Annotated in this window: 14 protein-coding genes; 8 read left to right on the top strand and 6 right to left on the bottom strand. The window is 38.0% G+C overall.

The window, feature by feature from the left end; genetic code table 11:
• Nucleotides 1-126 precede the first annotated feature (126 nt).
• Nucleotides 127-426 carry a tetratricopeptide repeat protein gene (locus DB42_RS08335; RefSeq protein ID WP_080502806.1) on the top strand — a complete coding sequence of 100 codons (300 nt, stop codon included), beginning with the start codon at nt 127-129 and terminating at the stop codon, nt 424-426.
• A gap of 147 nt (nt 427-573) precedes the next feature.
• Here the strand turns inward: DB42_RS08335 and DB42_RS08330 are convergent, their stop codons facing one another.
• Both DB42_RS08330 and DB42_RS08325 read right to left on the bottom strand, forming a co-directional pair.
• A complete protein-coding gene (locus tag DB42_RS08330) occupies nt 574-1,983 on the bottom strand; it encodes a ComEC/Rec2 family competence protein (protein ID WP_044882572.1) in 1,410 nt (469 codons plus the stop codon).
• A gap of 139 nt (nt 1,984-2,122) precedes the next feature.
• Complete coding sequence (locus DB42_RS08325; RefSeq protein WP_044882571.1) at nt 2,123-2,731, bottom strand: hypothetical protein; 609 nt, start codon at nt 2,729-2,731, stop codon at nt 2,123-2,125.
• 316 nt (nt 2,732-3,047) lie between these two features.
• On the opposite strand from DB42_RS08325, the gene DB42_RS08320 reads away from it, so the two are divergent.
• From DB42_RS08320 to ptsP, 4 genes are all read left to right on the top strand, one after another.
• Entirely contained in the window at nt 3,048-3,242 is a 195-nt protein-coding gene (locus tag DB42_RS08320) for a hypothetical protein (RefSeq protein ID WP_044882570.1), read from the top strand.
• A 441-nt stretch (nt 3,243-3,683) separates the two neighbouring features.
• Nucleotides 3,684-4,661 (top strand): HPr(Ser) kinase/phosphatase, encoded by a 978-nt coding sequence (gene hprK / locus DB42_RS08315; RefSeq protein WP_044882569.1) that lies wholly within the window; start codon nt 3,684-3,686, stop codon nt 4,659-4,661.
• Nucleotides 4,633-4,899 carry an HPr family phosphocarrier protein gene (locus tag DB42_RS08310; RefSeq protein WP_039384027.1) on the top strand — a complete coding sequence of 89 codons (267 nt, stop codon included), beginning with the start codon at nt 4,633-4,635 and terminating at the stop codon, nt 4,897-4,899. The genes hprK and DB42_RS08310 overlap by 29 nt, the downstream gene beginning before the upstream one ends.
• Before the next feature lie 2 nt (nt 4,900-4,901).
• Entirely contained in the window at nt 4,902-6,662 is a 1,761-nt protein-coding gene (gene ptsP, locus DB42_RS08305; RefSeq protein WP_044882568.1) for a phosphoenolpyruvate--protein phosphotransferase, read from the top strand.
• Between the two features lie 381 nt (nt 6,663-7,043).
• On the opposite strand, the gene DB42_RS08300 is transcribed toward ptsP, so the two are convergent.
• The 3 genes from DB42_RS08300 to galE all read right to left on the bottom strand — a co-directional run bounded on the left by DB42_RS08300 (nt 7,044) and on the right by galE (nt 10,579).
• Nucleotides 7,044-7,358, bottom strand: coding sequence for a YbaB/EbfC family nucleoid-associated protein (locus tag DB42_RS08300; protein WP_044882567.1), 315 nt, complete (start codon nt 7,356-7,358; stop codon nt 7,044-7,046).
• Nucleotides 7,359-7,366: 8 nt separating this feature from the next.
• The gene (dnaX, locus tag DB42_RS08295) at nt 7,367-9,076 is read right to left on the bottom strand and encodes a DNA polymerase III subunit gamma/tau (RefSeq protein ID WP_044882566.1); all 1,710 of its coding nucleotides are present in this window, start codon (nt 9,074-9,076) and stop codon (nt 7,367-7,369) included.
• Nucleotides 9,077-9,595: 519 nt separating this feature from the next.
• Nucleotides 9,596-10,579 (bottom strand): UDP-glucose 4-epimerase GalE, encoded by a 984-nt coding sequence (gene galE, locus DB42_RS08290; RefSeq protein WP_044882565.1) that lies wholly within the window; start codon nt 10,577-10,579, stop codon nt 9,596-9,598.
• Between the two features lie 375 nt (nt 10,580-10,954).
• Here galE and DB42_RS08285 point away from each other — a divergent pair, with 375 nt between their 5' ends.
• Genes DB42_RS08285 through DB42_RS08275 form a run of 3 tightly spaced genes read left to right on the top strand, consistent with a single transcriptional unit; the run spans nt 10,955 to nt 15,076 of the window.
• On the top strand, nt 10,955-13,135 hold the full coding sequence (locus DB42_RS08285) for an HD family phosphohydrolase (RefSeq protein WP_044882564.1): 2,181 nt from the start codon (nt 10,955-10,957) through the stop codon (nt 13,133-13,135).
• Nucleotides 13,104-13,913 carry an SDR family oxidoreductase gene (locus DB42_RS08280; RefSeq protein WP_044882563.1) on the top strand — a complete coding sequence of 270 codons (810 nt, stop codon included), beginning with the start codon at nt 13,104-13,106 and terminating at the stop codon, nt 13,911-13,913. The genes DB42_RS08285 and DB42_RS08280 overlap by 32 nt, the downstream gene beginning before the upstream one ends.
• Nucleotides 13,910-15,076 carry a DEAD/DEAH box helicase gene (locus DB42_RS08275; RefSeq protein ID WP_044882562.1) on the top strand — a complete coding sequence of 389 codons (1,167 nt, stop codon included), beginning with the start codon at nt 13,910-13,912 and terminating at the stop codon, nt 15,074-15,076. The genes DB42_RS08280 and DB42_RS08275 overlap by 4 nt, the downstream gene beginning before the upstream one ends.
• Nucleotides 15,077-15,357: 281 nt before the next feature.
• Here the strand turns inward: DB42_RS08275 and DB42_RS08270 are convergent, their stop codons facing one another.
• On the bottom strand, nt 15,358-17,256 hold the full coding sequence (locus DB42_RS08270; protein ID WP_044882561.1) for a gamma-glutamyl-gamma-aminobutyrate hydrolase family protein: 1,899 nt from the start codon (nt 17,254-17,256) through the stop codon (nt 15,358-15,360).
• Nucleotides 17,257-17,274: the final 18 nt, after the last annotated feature.

Raw genomic sequence — 17,274 nt, 5'->3', positions numbered from 1 at the left:
TCCCGATGTGGCGAAGGATTATAATACCTTTTAAAGAAACTACGTCTGTATAACCGAAAAAGAAATTAATCTTTTCCAAGCTGACTCTAGCCGTAAAAACAAGCTTTTTATTAAGTATATGATTACATAAAGAGTTGCTCGAAAGCGTATAACAACTTGGGAACAATTTATCTAAGTCATAGAGATCTAAAACAGTCAATTAAGTATGCCGAGAAAGCCCTCGCTGTTAATCTTAAGCTTTTTGGTGAAAATCATTACGCCGTTACAATAAATTACAATACTTTAGGAGCAATCTATCAACAAAAAAAAGATATAGGATCGGCAATCAAATATACTAAAGAAGCGCTTAGAATTAATATCGGATTATATGGTATCCATCACCCAATGACAACAGCTATAAATGCCAATCTAAAGGAGCTTAAATAAAACCTTTTGAAATGGATTATGAAAAAGAATTAATTTTTTTACATTAAGCTTCCGAACACTAGTTAATGCTGCAACCTGCACTGGTTAAGATAGTGGTGAGTAAAAAAAATGGCGTTCAGCTAGTAACAACAGAGTGAAAAGATGCTTTCAAAAAATAAATTCCTGGCTAGTAATCTTTTGTTGCTGGCTCAAGTAATGTCGTCCATAAATTCCTGCTAGAAAATATATTCCTAGCCATAAAATAGTTATTTCCTGGTTCATCAACAGATTTATATTATAATCCAGGCTTTTGGGCATACCATAGGCGTAATCTAAGACAAAGTTGGTAAAGGATTCATTAAAATTATGGATGATCTGGGCTAGGCTAGAGCTTAAAATTCCTACCATTAAGCCAGCTAATAATAACATGAGGGCAAGACTTACCATCCAAGGAAAAAAGAAATTATAAATTATACTCCATAAGGGGAACTTTTGAAAATAATAGAGGGTTAGAGGAAGGGCTGCTAAAGTAACTGCTATGGATAGTGCTAATGCTTGGCGGAAGAGAGTGAGAACGATAAAGCCGTGCTGATTGGAAAGATTCATGGCCATTAATTGATTAAAGGTTTTCTTAGCAAAAATCTTTTGGAGTAAATAGTCGAAGGAGAAATAAGAGACTAGGATGGCTGCTGTCACGGCAAAGCTAAATTGGAAGCCTATATGAAGCGCTAATTCCGGATCAAAAATAAGAACGATTAACAATCCTATTCCCAAAGAATTGAGGCCAGAAGGAGGTTTCTCTAGTAGGGTAGCACCAAAGCCTAGCATGCAGCTGACCCATGCTCGAATTATAGAGGGAGAAGGCCCTAGAAAAGCAAAGTAGAGAGTCATAAAAAGCATAAGAAGACTTACACTCGTTTTTTGTCCTACTATCCAAGATAAAATAAAACCCAGCATGCCTGCTACGATGGCAAAATGAAAGCCCGAAATAGCCATGATATGTTGCAAGCCGAAACGCGAAAATTCAAAAGCCATGAGGCGATTTTCAAATTCGCCCGTTGTGATGCCTGAAAGAAAGCTGCTACTAGGGCTATTTGGGTTTTTAGAAATTTTTTGAGAAATATATTGATTAACGGCTTGTTTGGCATTAAAGCGCCATTCTGCTAGACCCCAACTATTTGCTAAAGGGTGCCAGGGCTGGTATTTATCTGGCTTGAAAATAAATTTACCATTTTTAGACTGTTTAAGCCTACCTTGTAAAAGGTAGGTTTTATTAGCTGAAGGGCGATTAAGCGCTGCATGATCTAATAAAGAAATGATTACAGAAATGTTAGGATAGATATTTAAAGATTCATGCCCGGTAAAATAGAGCAGCTTACCTTGATAGTTCCAGCTTTTACCTATGAAGGTATTCTTTCGGGATAAAGAAGAGATATGAATAAGCGCAGTACCTGTAACTCCTTGTTCAGGTAGCTGAGGAGGTTGGAAGGCTAGGGAAGAATAGAAAGCAGCACTTAAAAAAAGAAGGAAGTTAAAAACTGCAGCTTTGTATTCCTGCTGAAAGGCAAAAGAGAGCAAAAGGATGGTTAGAAGCAGGCTATTTATAAAGAGGCTAGAAGATGAAATCCCTAAGCCGCCATAGACTCCTAATAAAAATGAAAGGCCATAGAAAAGAGCGGGATAACTTTTACAAAATAAATATAAGGGACTAAGGATATTAAATTTGAACTTCGTATAATCTCTTGTTTGGGTTGTTAAGGGAGCAAGTTAAACCTCGATCTTTCAACTTATTTATTTTGCGAGACTGAAGGCTTTGAAGAGATTGAAGAAAGCTTAAATTCTTAGATAGCGTTTTAGTTCCTTTTAATTTAGTGCGTTCTTTAGGTTGGCTAGCTTTAATTGGGTCAGGGAAAGCCGCAGGGATTTTTTTGCGTACTCGAAGAGCATCCATCAAGGTATGGATGCCCGCTAAAAAGGCATAGTTAATTAAAGCGTAGTGGTTGCTAAAAGTGATAATTAAATAATTATAAGAAATTGAATTATTATCTTTTAATAAGATATATTTATGAAGCTTATTAATGGCTAGCACTTCGCCGATGGGGTAAAAAGCTGTCCTATCTAAGGTAGAAAGTAGGTATTGAAAATTTTCTGGTAGAGCTTCACTGAAAATTTTATCATTTTTAAGAATATAACATAAGGGGGCTGTGCCTCCAGGGATATGCTCAATAAGAATAAGCTCAGCAAAATTATGCTGGGACATATCTCCCGATTGCAAATCTTTAAATTCGACATTTAATCTTTCTAGCCTTACTCTGTTTACCTCCACGCTCGGCCATCCTTTGTTCTCTAAGTACTTGAAAATCAGGAAATAAAAATAAGCTCAAAAAATTGACTCATTTGCTTTTCATCTTAATTTTTTAACATAATTAATGCAAACCCTTCTTAATTAAATTCAAAGAAATTCAAAAATTTGGTAAAAGTATGATTGAAAAGTTTTTAAGGAAAAAAACAAAAAATTTGCTAGCACTTCTCTAATCATTAGAGCCTCATGCTACCAGCCTATTAAAAAGGATAAAAATTTAGAAAGTCATTTAAATGTAGCCTTTAGCCCTTAATACCTCTCAATTTTAAGGAATAAGTCGATGAATTTGTCTGTTAAAGATTACCATTCTCAGCTATCTGTTCCTAGTGTCCGAGAAAGTTTTCCTCAAGCGTTCTTTTTAGAAAAAAATTTAAGTTTTTTCTGGAAAATATTAGGAGCTAGCCTACTTAAATTTTCAAAGTTCTGCTATAAATTATCCTGTTATTTGCTTACCGGTTATCTTGAGTGGTTGTGAATTTTTTAGAGCATTTAATTTGCTAGTGGCTTTTAAAAAATTGTGGGGATTTTGTTGAAGGGTGGCTACCATTAAAATCTTTATCATGCAAAAACAGTTTGAGAATGGATGGGAAGGATAAATGCCAGAGCGTTACATAGCTTTTCGCCTGCTTGTGTAGGAGATGAGGATAAACTTTTGTGGCTGAAAGAAAAAATTTAGTATTAACCGGATAACTTTATTATCATTTATGATTCTGTTGAAATACTGCTTTTTCGATTTTTTGTGGATTAGCTACCAGGTGGCTAACAGTAGGTTAGTGATGGGAAATCTTTATCCTTCTATTCAATGGAAAAAGATAAAAAAGCTATCAAATTTTAAAGATTTTTCCTCCTTTAAGTTGGCTATTACACCTTTTGTAGAGGATTTAACATTTTATCATGGAAGAGTAAGCTAGCAAATATGATTTATAAGGTAGAGGAACTTTTCCAAAAACATGGCCATGATTTAGGCTTGGTTCTCGTAGCAGGCCATAAAGGGCTCAAGCGTTCTATCAAGGTACCTGAGTCTCATCGCCCGGGACTTAGTTTATGTGGTTTTATGAAAAATCATGCTTATAAGCGTATTCTTGTATTTGGGCGAGTCGAAATGGAATATTTGAGAGACTTAGATCCTGAAATACGTGTCAATCGCTTAAAAGAGATTCTTACCACTGCTACTCCTGCTGTCATTGTGGCTAGAAGGCTATTGCCCTTAAAAGAATTAGTCACATTATGTCAAAATAAAGGGATTTCTCTTTTTAGATCTAGCATGAGTACGATGAGCTTGCTGAGTAAGCTTACTCTCTTATTAAGTGAAGAATTTTCTCCTAGTATGACCTGCCATGGCACATTGGTAGAAGTTTTTGGGGTAGGGGTTTTGATTAAAGGAGATTCCTCGGTAGGGAAGAGTGAAGCGGCTTTAGGCCTTATTGAAAGGGGCCATCGCCTTATATCGGACGATGTAGTCAAGGTTAAAAAAAGAGAAGACTCTTATGTGGAAGGATTTGGAGCAGAATTGACTCGGCATCATATGGAAATTCGAGGAATAGGTATCATTAATGTCGCTCACCTTTATGGGGCCGTATGTGTAAGAGATAACAAAAGTATAGATATTGTGGTTAAGCTGGAAGCTTGGGATGATCAACATTTTTATGATCGAGTAGGTTTGGTGGAAAATTACTGTGATCTGCTAGGATTAAATATTCCCTATCATGTGCTGCCTGTGAAACCAGGTCGCGATGTAGTATTATTATTAGAGACCATCGCTCTTAATCATCGCCTAAAAGCAATGGGATATAATTCTGCAAAAGAGTTTAATAATAAGTTGCTAGATATGATTTCTTCTAAAAATCAAACAAGGAAAAGGATCCGTGAAGCTGTCGAGTCAAGTGCAAGTTAAAAATAAAATGGGCCTTCATACCCGCCCTGCAACAGTTATTGTGAAACTGTTGCAAAACAGTAAAAGTGATGTAACCTTTAAACATAAAAAAGAGGAAATCAACGCTAAAAGCATTCTTAGTATTCTTATGTTGGCTGCAAGGAGAAATTCTAAAATCACTATTGAAGTGGTGGGTGAAGATGCTAAAGAAACTTTAGAAAGGCTTGTCCAAGCATTTGAAAATCAATTTGAGGAGTAAAATTGCCACACTCTAATCTAGAAGAAATTCGGTTAACTGGCAATGTAATTTCCAGTGGAATCGCGATTGGAAAGCCTTTTTTTCTAAAAACTTTGCAAAAAAGTTTTCCCGATGAAAATATTCCGGCTTATAAAGTCGAGGCTGAAACCGAACGCTTCCAAGCGGCTGTCCAATCAGTCATTAATGATTTACAGGCAATTAAAAATCAGCTTGAACTCGATGGTATGGATGAAGGGGCTGCCATTTTAGAAGCGCAATTACAGCTACTGTCTGACCCTTCATTAATTACAGAAGTTAGCAAACAAATCCATTCCAAGCGAAAAATTCCTGAATATATCCTCCATCAATTGATCCAAGAGTATCAGAAAAAATTTGATACCTTAGAGGATATGTTTTTTCGAGAGAGATTTAAAGACGTACAGGATATCTCCCGCCGTATTATGGCCTATCTTCATAAGGAAACAAGAAATGCTTTTGATGAGCTTTTACCAGACTCGATACTTTTTGTAAAAGATTTAAGCCCCGCGGAGACTGCAGAAGCTAGCCAGAAGTGTGTAAGGGCTATTGTATCCGAAAGAGGAAGTGCTACCGCACACGCTGCCATCCTTGCACGGGCTAAAGAAATTCCTTATATGACCAACATAGCATTTGACGAAGTGTCGAGCTGCTCGGATTATTTAGTGATTGTCGACGGAAGAAATGGGGAGCTAATTTTTAATCCTTCTTCCGAAACATTAGCCCAATATGAAAGGCTAAGTGAGGAGTTAAATGCTAGACGTCTTCGGTTAAGGCAGACAGACTCTCATGATATAGAAACTTATGACGGCTATAAAATGAGACTTCTAGCTAATATAGAAACTAGCAGCGAAGTTAAGAAAATTCATGAATATGGTGGCGAGGGGGTGGGATTATACCGCTCTGAAAATATTTTAGTAGGTCGGGAACGCTTGCCTACCGAGGATGAGCAATTCGAAATTTATCGAGAACTTGTAGAAAATATGCAGGGTCTGCCTATCACTATTCGAACTTTTGATGTGGGACGTGATAAGGCAGGCATAGAAGCTTCCCCAGGTCAAACAGGAAATGCTTTCTTGGGATTTAGAGCGGTAGGAAGTTTAGAACGAGAGAAAGATATTTTTATGACCCAGCTGCGTGCTATCCTGCGTGCCAGTGCATTTGGTGAGGTTAATATTCTTTTTCCTATGGTCTCTTCATTACCAGAGTTAATTGAAGCTAAACGCATGACCCAAGAGGCTGCTAGGCAAGTAAAAGTTACTTCTTTAGTGAACTTAGGATGCATGATTGAAGTGCCCTCAGCAGCTATTATCTCTGACCTTCTTGCGCGGGAGTCAGATTTTCTTTCTATAGGAACTAACGATCTTATCCAGTATACTTTAGCCGTCGATCGCTGTGACAATACCATGAGCCATTTATATCAGCCTATGCATCCGTGTGTCTTAAGGTTAATACGGCATGTAGTCATTGAAGCTAATAGGCATAATGTACCTGTCAGCATTTGCGGTGAAATGGCTGCTAACCCTAAATATATTCCTTTATTGATGGGATTAGGGATCCAGGAAGTGTCTGTAGCTGCCCGCTATATACCATTAATCAAGCAGGCAATTCGCTGCTCAAGCATTATCTCATGCTGTAAGTTAGCTGAAAAAGCGCTATCTTTAGCCAGTACTTCTGAAATACAAGCCCTGTTGGATGAAACTTTTTATGCACATTTCGCTCGTGCTTCTTTAGAGGAGTTGATATGAAAAGCCTGGGAATTTATCTGCTTTCAAGAAAAACGGCAAAAAAATATCACTCGTTAGTTTATATGCATATACCTTAACGCTATGTCTCTATTTTCAAAGGAAAACATCTCTTTAGCATTCCCCTTTTTGTCTAATGGCGTAGCCTTACATCTATATGATTGCTTAAGAAGTTGCTAGGAAGCACAGGATAAAAAAATAACAGACTATAAAGATGGCAAAAGCTATCTAGAACAGTAGAAATCTATCTATCCTATAGCTTGCCTATCTAGATTTTTTTATTTTATTTTTCTTGCCCTTTTCCTTTCGTACCTGCCATGCAAGTGAGGAAGAAATTTATAAAATTCCTAAAATAAATTTTTGATTTTATAAGCATCGATGGCTTTAGAAGCCAAATCCACCTAAATTAGGCATACCAGGTAGGCTAGGTAATTTGGGGTTTTGCTCTTTAAGCTTTGAAAAAGCATCTTTATAAGCTGCTTTAATAAGGTCTTCAAGTCCTTCAATATCTTCAGGATCTACACATTCAGGCTTAATTTTAATCTGCTTTAGTTCGTGCTCGCCCGATAAAGTAATCGATACAAGCCCGTTACCGGCACTTCCTACCACTTCAGTGGCTTGTAGCTGAGTCTGCAATTTGGAGAATTGATCCTGTAGCATTTTAGCTTGTTTCTTTTGCTTTGAAAATCCTGAGCCCATATATTTCCTTAACTTAATTTTTTTTGAATGGTTCCTTCTAATTCTATGGCTGCAAATTGCATAATCGTATCATAGCGACTTATCTTGCTAGGATCTAGCTTCTCTTTTATTACTTTACTATTGGCAAGCAAGCCTTTCTTTTCTGCTATTTCTACGATTCCTAAGTCAGCAGGGGAAGGGGTAGGATCAACACTAGTAGAGGCAAGCTTATCAATAGTTTTAGCTAATGAAGGAGTTTCTTTTGCAGCTCTATCTGCTAAGGGTTCTAACTTAGGAGCAGGAGAAGGCGGTTCCGGCTTGATAGGTGAATCGGGTGGCGCAGAAGAGATAGCTGGTGTAGCACAAGGAGTAGTGGGATCAACACTAGTAGAGGCAAGCTTATCAATAGTTTTAGCTAATGAAGGGGCTCCTTTTACAGCTCTATCTGCTAAGGGTTCTAGCTTAAGAGCAGGAGAAGGCGGTTCTGGCTTGATAGGCGAACTAGGTGGCGTCGAAGGGATAGCTAGCGTAGCACTAGGTGGCGCAGCTGCAGCTTTAGACGAGCCTTCTAGTGAGGATGCTTCTTTGCCTACCCTTTGCTCTAGATCCACTAAGCGACGCACAAGAATGTCTACAGGAATTCGGGATTGAGCACGAATAATCCGCAATAGCAAAGCTTCTAAAGTTGTTTTAGGCGAAGGAGCGAATCGGATTTGGTGATGGGCCTCCACTAAAAAGTCTAAAATCATTAAGCAAGCTTCTTGGGAATACACTTTAGCAGAAACTGCATATTTATCGCGTTCTTCCTCCGATAAATGCAAGAAAGGAGCTTGCTTGCCCGAGAGCTTGACAACCAAGATATTGCGAAAGTGCTCTGTTAATTTTTCTACAAAATAAACTATATCCTTACCTTGGGTAAATACCTCTTCGCTGATCTCAAAAGCTACGGCTAAATTGCTTTCTTGGCTGGCTTTATCTAACTTGAAAAAGTAGTCGCTTTCCACAATACCTAACATGCAAGCTACAGTGGAAGCAGTAATCAAACCATTGTGAAAAGATAAAACTTGGTCAAAAAGAGATTCGGCATCGCGCAGCCCTCCCTCTGCATGGTTAGCTATTAGACGCAGGGCTTCATCTTCGACCTGAATATTTTGCTCTTCTGCAATCTTACGCAGCTTTGCTTGGATGAGCAAGGGAGAGATGCGTTTAAGATTAAAACGTTGACAGCGACTTAAAATAGTAGGCAGAACTTTATGCGCCTCTGTGGTAGCAAATAAAAACTTAACTTTAGGAGGCGGTTCTTCCAGGGTTTTCAACAAAGCATTAAAAGCCTCTTTGGTGAGCATATGAACTTCGTCGATAATGTAGATTTTATATCCGCCCGCTGAGGCAGCATATCCTACCGTTTCATTAATTTGACGAATATCGTCAATCCCCCGGTTAGAAGCTCCATCAATTTCTAGAACGTCTAGCGAATGACCAGAAGTGATTTCTTGGCAAGATTTACATTGATTGCAGGGCTCAAACTGCTCAGTAAGATGGTGGCAATTTAATGCCTTGGCAAGAATGCGAGCTAATGTAGTCTTGCCTGTTCCTCTAGAGCCACAAAATAGGTAAGCTTGCGCCAGGCGATTATTCTTAATGGCATTTTTAAGCGTCGTTACAATAGCATCTTGGTTTAGAACTTCAGCAAAAGTTTGAGGTCGGTATTTTCTAGCCAGGACTTGATAAGAGGTCATAAGAGATGTTTGAATGTTTTTTTATCTATCTTACTTGCCTGGAGTAATTTTAAGGAAGGAGGAATTTGTGCTAAACAAAAAAAGTTCTTACTAACCTTCTCAGGATGGGCCGTTAACTTAATTAAGCTCTTCTAAGGTGTAGTTCTTGTATGAAGAAAAATGGCCAATTTTAAGCCATCCTTTTAAGAAAAAGAAAAGATAAAACTTTAAGAAGATCAAACCTACTGGCTAAAGAAGCTATCGCTCTATCCTCCAAAAAGAAAATTTAGCATTTGGAGGCTAACCCTTGTCTTAAAGATAGGTTTTATTTAAGTATAGAATTGCATTAAGGACTACCTAAGGAGCCTATCGTAAAATTAATAGCCAGTGGGTGAGCAAGCTGTTGAATACAAATTAGCAAGGAGAAAGCCAATGAAAGAAGCAGCCCTAAAAAATAGATAAATAAATAGATGGATAGATCAAATTTATCTTTAAATTAAAAGGCTAGCTTTTCATCTAAAGACAAAGTGATTATTTTCTTTATTTTTTTTCCAAAGAGGTCCATGCGTGGTAAATCATCTCTTCAAGGCTAGGATATTTAATCTGCCAGTTTAATTCTTGTTTAGCTTTATAAGCATTGGCTAAAAGACAAGGAGGATCCCCAGGACGTCGGGGCCCTTCAATGACTTGAATTTTTTGTTTGGTAACCTTTTCGGCAGCTTGAAGCACTTCTTTTACACTAAATCCCTTTCCATTTCCTAAATTATAAATTTCCGTGGGGCCCCCAGCTAATAATTTCTCCATGGCCTTTATATGAGCAGTAGCTAAGTCGTAAATATGAATGTAGTCTCTTAAGCAAGTTCCATCGGGAGTAGGGTAGTCTTTTCCAAAGACAGTGACAGGCCGATTATCTAGAATCGCTTGAAGAACAATAGGAATAAGATTGGAGGACGCAGAAAAATCATTTTTGATTTTTCCTTCAGGATCCCCACCGGCCGCATTAAAGTAGCGCAGTTTAGCAGATTTAATTCCATAAGCTCTATCCATATCATCTAAAATTTTCTCAATGATAAGCTTGGTTTCGCCGTAGGGATTAATAGGATGAGTGGGATGATCTTCAGAAATGAAGTTAGCCTTGGGTAAACCATAAACAGCTGCAGAGGAAGAAAATATAAAGGCTTTTACACTAAATTCTTTAACACATTCCAATAAATTTAATGTATGAGACACGTTGTTAATATAATATTTCTCTGGGTTATGTACAGATTCACCTACATTAATAAAGGCAGCAAAGTGCATCACGGCATCAAACTGATGATGAGCAAAAAGTTTTTTTAAGAGAAGGGAATCACCCATATCGCCTTCAATAAAAGTTCCCCATTTTACGCGGTTGCGTTTGCCTTGGCTTAAGTTATCCAAAATGACAGTATCGTAGCCGGCTTCGTGAAGTAACTTGTTCACAGTAGAGCCAATGAAGCCAGCTCCACCGGTAACTAACACTTTTTTTTTATTACTCTTATGCATGGGTAAATCGGGCAGCTAAAGGAATTGAGTAACTGATTCTGAAGAAAGCAGCCAATATGCTGCAAGAAATAAATAATAAAACTGATATTCTTGACCCGTGAGCAAAAAAAACTAGCTAGGATAGGGCTCTGCAAGAGAGATGCTAACACGAAAGAAAAAAAGTTAGCAGCTCTAATTAATGCGCCTAGGCTCTAAAAAATTGTCTTATTTATCTTTGCAGCAGGGCATGGCTCATGATTTGAGGGTGCCGCAACAAATAAAAATGGGGATTAATTTTAATTAATATGTTATGATGGCAATTTGATGTAACTCTTGGTTCACTAAGCATACTATAGGATGGAAACAAGAATTTATAGAAGATTAGGATAAAATAATATGAATGACAAAGCGAGCGAGATTGCCAACTATAATGAGTTAAAGTTTTCCCGCGAGCAAGGTTTTTTTGACAAAAGTTTTGGAATACGTTTACTCATTGGTACTATTTTTTTTATTTGCTTTTTTGCTTTTCTCCACTTTCGAGAAGTTCGTGTAGAAGTGCTTGAGTTAAATAGTATTGCTCCTAACTATACTGTTACACAGGTGGATTTTGACTTTTATGATGAAGAAGCCACCATCATTTTAAAACAAGAAGTGGTTAAAGATGTAGGCAAGATTTATGCTTTATCTGAAAAATGTGTACGGCAAAGACGAATAGAATTTGAAAATTTTCTTATCTATAATCAGGATTGGCGCAAATATTCAGAAAAAAGCACTTTTGAAGAAATGTATAAAGGGGTAGATGCCCTGGAAAAAGCTCTTCTCAAACTGCGTTTTACTGATCCCCGTACGATGCAGAAGATGCAAGACATCGGGTTATCAACGGAAAATTATTTAGCTTACACCCCAGAAGAAATGGAGGATGTTATCATTCCTTCAGCAGTCTGGGATTATGTCAAAGAATTTACTTTTCCTCCCACTTTTATATCAAGTGTAACGGCTAATTTTATTATTGACTATTTTCAAGCGATGACCTGGAAAGTTCAAGAGGATTTTCCCGCTTATCGCTACATTAGTAGAAAAATTCAAGCTTTAGTGCCTGATAAGTATACGCATGTAAGTGCAGGAAGCCGGATAATAAATCAGGGTGATAAAGTAACTGCTCGGCATATTGCCATGTTGCAAGCCATGAAAAAAGCTTTAGGGGAAAGCCGCAACTTATGGCATCCTTTGACTTTGCTGGGTAGCTTTGTGATGACCTTACTTTTGACAGGCATTTGCGTAGCTTATTTTCATGTTAATAGCCCCTCTATACTGACCTCCAACCGTAAGCTATTTTTGATTGTTACTATTGTGCTCCTTACACTAGGATTAACTAAGATTACCGAGTTTTTTTTACTTAACTCTAAAATCAATCTGATTGAAGTTGTTCGTTATCCTCTATTCGTTCCCTTCGCAGCTATTTTACTTTGTAGTTTAATGAATTCAGCTGTTGCCACTTTTGTAAGCGCTCTTTTAACCTTTATTTTCACTATGACCCTGGCGTTTGATCGGCAAGGATTTATGATTCTAAACTTAGCCACTGCCCTAGTGGCTATCTTAAGTACTCATTCGCTGCGCAAACGTAAAGAGATATTTGTAGTCTGCGGCAAAGCTTGGGTTAGTGCAGTAGGACTAATATTAGCGATGTCTTTCTATAATAATTCTTTATGGAATTTTTCTCTTTTTCCTGATATTATGTGCGTAGCTTTTTTTCTACTTTTAAGTGCTATCTTAGTCGTAGGACTTTTACCTCTTTTCGAATCCGTTTTTCGCATCATGACCGATGTCACTTTGATGGAGTACATGGATCCTAATAATGATCTGCTACGCCGTTTAACTATAGAAGCCCCCGGCACCTATCAACATTCGGTAGTCGTGGGTAATTTAGCAGAGTCAGCTGCTTCTGCCATAGGAGCTAATGGACTTTTTTGTAGGGTGGCCACGCTGTATCATGATGTGGGCAAGTTAGCAACTCCTCAGTATTTTACTGAAAACCAACAAGGAGGGATGAATATTCACCAATTGCTAACACCTTTAGAATCAGCTCAGGTGATTTTAGCTCACGTTAGTGAAGGTGTAGCCATGGGGCGCAAAGCAGGTCTGCCTGAACAATTCATCGATATTATTAAAGAACATCATGGAACTACACGGGTCTATTATTTTTATCGTAAGCAATTAGAAAAAATGGAAGGGGATATCAATCTGGTGGATGAAAAAGATTTTCGCTATTCAGGACCCAGGCCGCGTAGCAAAGAATCTGTCATCATTATGATTGCGGATACCTTAGAAGCCGCTTCAAGATCTTTAGATAAAGTGACTGAGCATACTTTATCCGAGTTGTCTAACCGCTTGATTCGTGAAAAAGCCGATGATGGACAGTTTGATGATTGTTTACTGACGTTTGAAGAATTAGCGATGGTGAAAGAAACATTGATTAAAACGCTGGTGGCTTCAGGTCACTCCCGTGTCAAATATCCTACCAAAGAGCTTAAAAAAGAAACAGCTAATGGTGAAACGATCCCTTCCTGTGAGGCGTAAAGTGCCAACCCCTTCTTTAGCGTTAGTGACCGGTGCCACCTCGGGAATTGGCTATGCTCTTTGTGAAGTTTTAGCTGCTGAGGGCATTCGTTTAATTATAAGTGGTCGTCAGCTTGTTCAGCTAGAAAAAGCTGCGCAAGTCTTAAGACTAAAAGTAAGTGTAGAAATTGTCCCCGCCGACCTTTCTACCTCGGAAGGAAGGCAAGCTGTCGTAGAGATTATTCGTCAGCAAGCCCCGGATCTGATTATCAATAATGCGGGTTTTGCTTTATATAATGAAGCTATTAATTATTCTACAGAACAACAGCTGCAAATATTAGAGGTTAACAGTGTAGCTTTACTTGAATTAAGTCTTGAGGCCGCTAAAGCTATGGAAAAAGCCAATAAAACAGGAATAATTATGAATGTTTCTTCGGTGGCTGCATTCTTTACATTTCCATATCTCTCCGTATATGCGGCCTCTAAAAGCTTTGTGAATAAGCTGTCCTATTCTTTAGATTATGAGCTGCGTCCAAAAGGGATAAGAGTGCTAGTAGCTTGCCCAGGCATGGTCGACACTAATTTTAGAATCCGCGCAGGAGGAAATCCTGCAATTAATAAAAAGGGCATTATGACTTCTCAATTTGCTGCTGAACAGATATGGAAGCAAATTAAAAGCTTAAAAACTGTAAATGTTTTTAACTGGAAATACCGCTTAGCTGTTTTATTTCGTCATTTTATCCCTAATTTTATATCAATAAAAATCCTTGCGAATAATATTAAAAAACGGTGCCAATGACATTATTTGAAAATATGAACTTAGATCCTTTGATTCTTAAATCTCTTGAAAGGATGCAATACAAACAACCTTCTGCTATTCAAGTCCAAACTATCCCTTTGATACTACAAGGAAAAGACCTTATCGCCTTGTCTAAAACAGGCTCAGGTAAAACAGCCGCCTGTGCCATTCCGATTTGTAATAAAGTCAATCCTGACTCTCCTCACGTACAAGCTCTTATCATTGTTCCTACGCGTGAACTTGCCATGCAATATGCAACTGAAACTCAAAAAATTGGCTATGAAAAAAAAGTGAAAGCTTTTGCTATTTTTGGAGGGGAAGATGCGACCATGCAGCAAACTAAACTAAAATCTGGCGTGCAAGTGTTAGTAGCTACACCAGGGCGTTTGATTGACTTTATCTATAGCCGGCAAATCGACTTGACACAAGTAGATATCCTAGTTCTAGATGAAGCTGATGAAATGCTTGGCATGGGTTTTTATGATGACCTGGCCTTTATTATTAATTGCCTGGTCCATGAGCATCAAACGCTATTATTTTCTGCGACGATGCAAGAAGAGATTCGTAGTATGGCAAAAAAACATATGAAAGCTCCACAAGAAATCTCTTTGTTGTCTGATGAAGTCTCTCCAGAGTCCATAGAGCATCGCTTTTTATATTGTCGTTATGATCAGCGGGATCAAGCTTTACTTAGCCTACTAGAAGAATTAAAACCTAAGCAAACCATTATCTTTTGCCATTCAAGAATTCAATGCGAAAAAGTTTGTCGGACGTTGCAACGTAAAATGGCGGACGTCGATTTGTTGCATGCGGGGTTGGGGCAAGATGTGCGTTCTATAATTACAAACAAGTTTCGCCATGGCAAAATTCGTTATCTAGTAGCTACCGATATTGCAGCAAGAGGTTTAGATTTTTCTAATATTACCCATGTTTTTATTTATCAACTTTCTGATAGCCCGGATGTCTATGTTCATCGCTCTGGCCGTACGGGGCGTCAAGAGCGTGCTGGAGTTGTCGTTACCCTAGTGACAGAAAAAGAGTTAAAGGCTCTAAGCCGTGTCCTCCATCATATTCGACGTAAGCCTATTTGGATAGGGAATCCCCCTCCAGAGCGTAATCACCCTAGAAAACGGGCTGTTGCTCATAAAAATAATAAATCATAGGCTTTTTAAGCAGCTTTCTAATGAATCCTAGATTTTAAAAAAAGTAGGCTTTTATAGAGGGACAACGGCTAGCCAGATGTTTCTCTTTTCAGGTTAGGGAGGCAATTTTTTTAAAGCATATGACAAGCTTTTGAGTTGCTTCTTATGCCACTCCCTATTTTATGAAGACCTCTCCTTAAGTAAAAAGACAGCTTTTAGAGGGGCTTGATAAGTAGATTTAAGTTTTTTAGTCTATAACTCTATGGCTCTCATAAGAAAAACTAAGCGTGCTCTCAGAAAAATTATCGATGAAGTTTTACAGAATTTTTTAAAGCCGCTAAGCTAATTTTGCGGTAGCGGTGGGTATTAGCACTGTCGAAAAATATTTTCCAAAAGAGATCGTTTCTTTTAGACAGAATGAAGTTTAGGGCTTTATCAATGATCTCTAAAAAAAATGTGTGGGCAGTTTGAGCTTTGAGAAATTCAGGATGAAATTGCAATAATATTAGGGGAGCTGCTCCCGAGTATTTAGCTTCTGAAGCCTTTACTAAGCCCTCATATTCTATTAAAGGTTCAATAAATTCAGTGGCTGCTAATTCCGTAGAAACCCCCTGATGGTGGGAGCTTAAGCTAATCATAGGCTTTTTTAAAGCTTTATAAGAAAGCCCGTGATAAGATTTTTTTGCACCAGGTAATATTTGTAAGACATTGTTATGTCCCTCCACATGTTGCTCAAGCTGAGCTCCAAAATAAACATTGGCTAGCTGGAAGCCTCGGCAATTAGCCATTAAAGGAAGCCCTTGATAATGGACGTAATGCATCATAGATAATTCTAGGAAAGAACGACGGTAATCTCTATCCCATTCTGTAGGCTCTTCCTGTTTTCTTCCATAAAGGGCAGGGGGGATATCTTCCCCACCAGGCAAAAAGAAAGAATCTACTTCGGAGGCTAATGTATGAGCTTTTTTTAAAATTGAGGCACAGTTAGGGTAGAGATGAGGATTTTCAGCTACAGCATGCAGGATGCGTTGAGGAATAGGAGTTTTACTTTTGCGATAGGAGCCTACCTTATTAATTAAAATGTCAGCTTCTTGATTTGTAGCTTCTTTAGTAAGTTTTTGGGGTTGAAGGGTGATGCGCAGAGGTAGTAAGCCAGCAATCTTATCTAATTTGATGAATACTTTGGGAACACTTAACCCTCGATTCTCAGGATGGACCAGAATAGCTGTAATGGGTTTAGAAATTATAGCACTTTGACGAGACAAATCATTGGCAGGAAAATCAAATTTATCTAGGTTGCCAAAAAATACGGTATTCTTTAATTCGCTTTTTTGGATGGCAGTATCAATGACTACTGCTTCAAGGAAATGTGTGGCTGGCATAATAACTTTATGAAAAGAACATTGGCGTAGAGTGGCGTCCTCAAAACTACAAGTAATAAGCGAGCTACTTTTAAACGCAGTGCTATCCAGCTCGGCTGCTGTAAACATCACTTCTCGCATTTCACAGTGATTAAAGAAGCAATTTGTAAGAGAGGTATTCATAAAAGATATATTAGATAAATTACATCCCTGAAAAACCACATTTTCTAATCTTGATTTTCCAAAATGATTCCATCGAAGGGTACAATGGGTAAAAACAATTCCTTCCAAATCAGCATTTTTAAAAAATTGAAAGTTAGCAGAAAATTCAATATTTTTAAACTCGGCCGCATATCCATGCTCGGTTAGTAATTTTGCGAAGTTGATTTTATAGCTATCTTCCTGAGAGCTGTGGATCGCCTGAAGAAGCTTTAGAAAAGCCAGCTCAGTAATGTAGGGTTTTTGTTTTACGGAAGCTTTATTTTTAAACAAAATCTTTTGAGCCACTAAGTGAGTAGCCATAGCAGTCATAATATTGAAAAAAGCTAGTAGATGCTTTACCATGGCTTTGCATTTGGCAAGCATTTGAGAAAGAATAGAATAATTGCGTCTGCTTGTTAAATTAGGCGTTAAATGATGAATGCTTTTTACTTGGCCTTTTAGGAAGAGAAAGCTTTCTTTACTAACTTGCGCCTTAGCACCCTGACGAATGATTTTAAGAAGATCTTCTCGCTTAGAATAAGAGAGTTGATTCAAAAGTAGTTTTTTTCGAGCAGGATCGATTTCTAAAAAGCTTTGCCTTAAGCAACTAAAAGGATCTTCCACATTTATAGACATCATACAAAAATTTTTCCTTAA

This window comes from Neochlamydia sp. EPS4, from assembly GCF_000813665.1.
In the GTDB taxonomy this organism is placed as follows: Bacteria; Chlamydiota; Chlamydiia; order Chlamydiales; family Parachlamydiaceae; genus Neochlamydia.
This window is presented reverse-complemented; position numbering and strand designations above follow the sequence as displayed.

Bases quoted from the DNA above. Each gene is read 5' to 3' on its own strand.
- DB42_RS08320 (WP_044882570.1), top strand. From the start codon at position 3,048: ATGAATTTGTCTGTTAAAGATTACCATTCTCAGCTATCTGTTCCTAGT.
- hprK (WP_044882569.1), top strand. From the start codon at position 3,684: ATGATTTATAAGGTAGAGGAACTTTTCCAAAAACATGGCCATGATTTA.
- DB42_RS08300 (WP_044882567.1), bottom strand. From the start codon at position 7,358: ATGGGCTCAGGATTTTCAAAGCAAAAGAAACAAGCTAAAATGCTACAG.
- dnaX (WP_044882566.1), bottom strand. From the start codon at position 9,076: ATGACCTCTTATCAAGTCCTGGCTAGAAAATACCGACCTCAAACTTTT.
- galE (WP_044882565.1), bottom strand. From the start codon at position 10,579: ATGCATAAGAGTAATAAAAAAAAAGTGTTAGTTACCGGTGGAGCTGGC.
- DB42_RS08285 (WP_044882564.1), top strand. From the start codon at position 10,955: ATGAATGACAAAGCGAGCGAGATTGCCAACTATAATGAGTTAAAGTTT.
- DB42_RS08280 (WP_044882563.1), top strand. From the start codon at position 13,104: ATGGTGAAACGATCCCTTCCTGTGAGGCGTAAAGTGCCAACCCCTTCT.
- DB42_RS08275 (WP_044882562.1), top strand. From the start codon at position 13,910: ATGACATTATTTGAAAATATGAACTTAGATCCTTTGATTCTTAAATCT.
- DB42_RS08270 (WP_044882561.1), bottom strand. From the start codon at position 17,256: ATGATGTCTATAAATGTGGAAGATCCTTTTAGTTGCTTAAGGCAAAGC.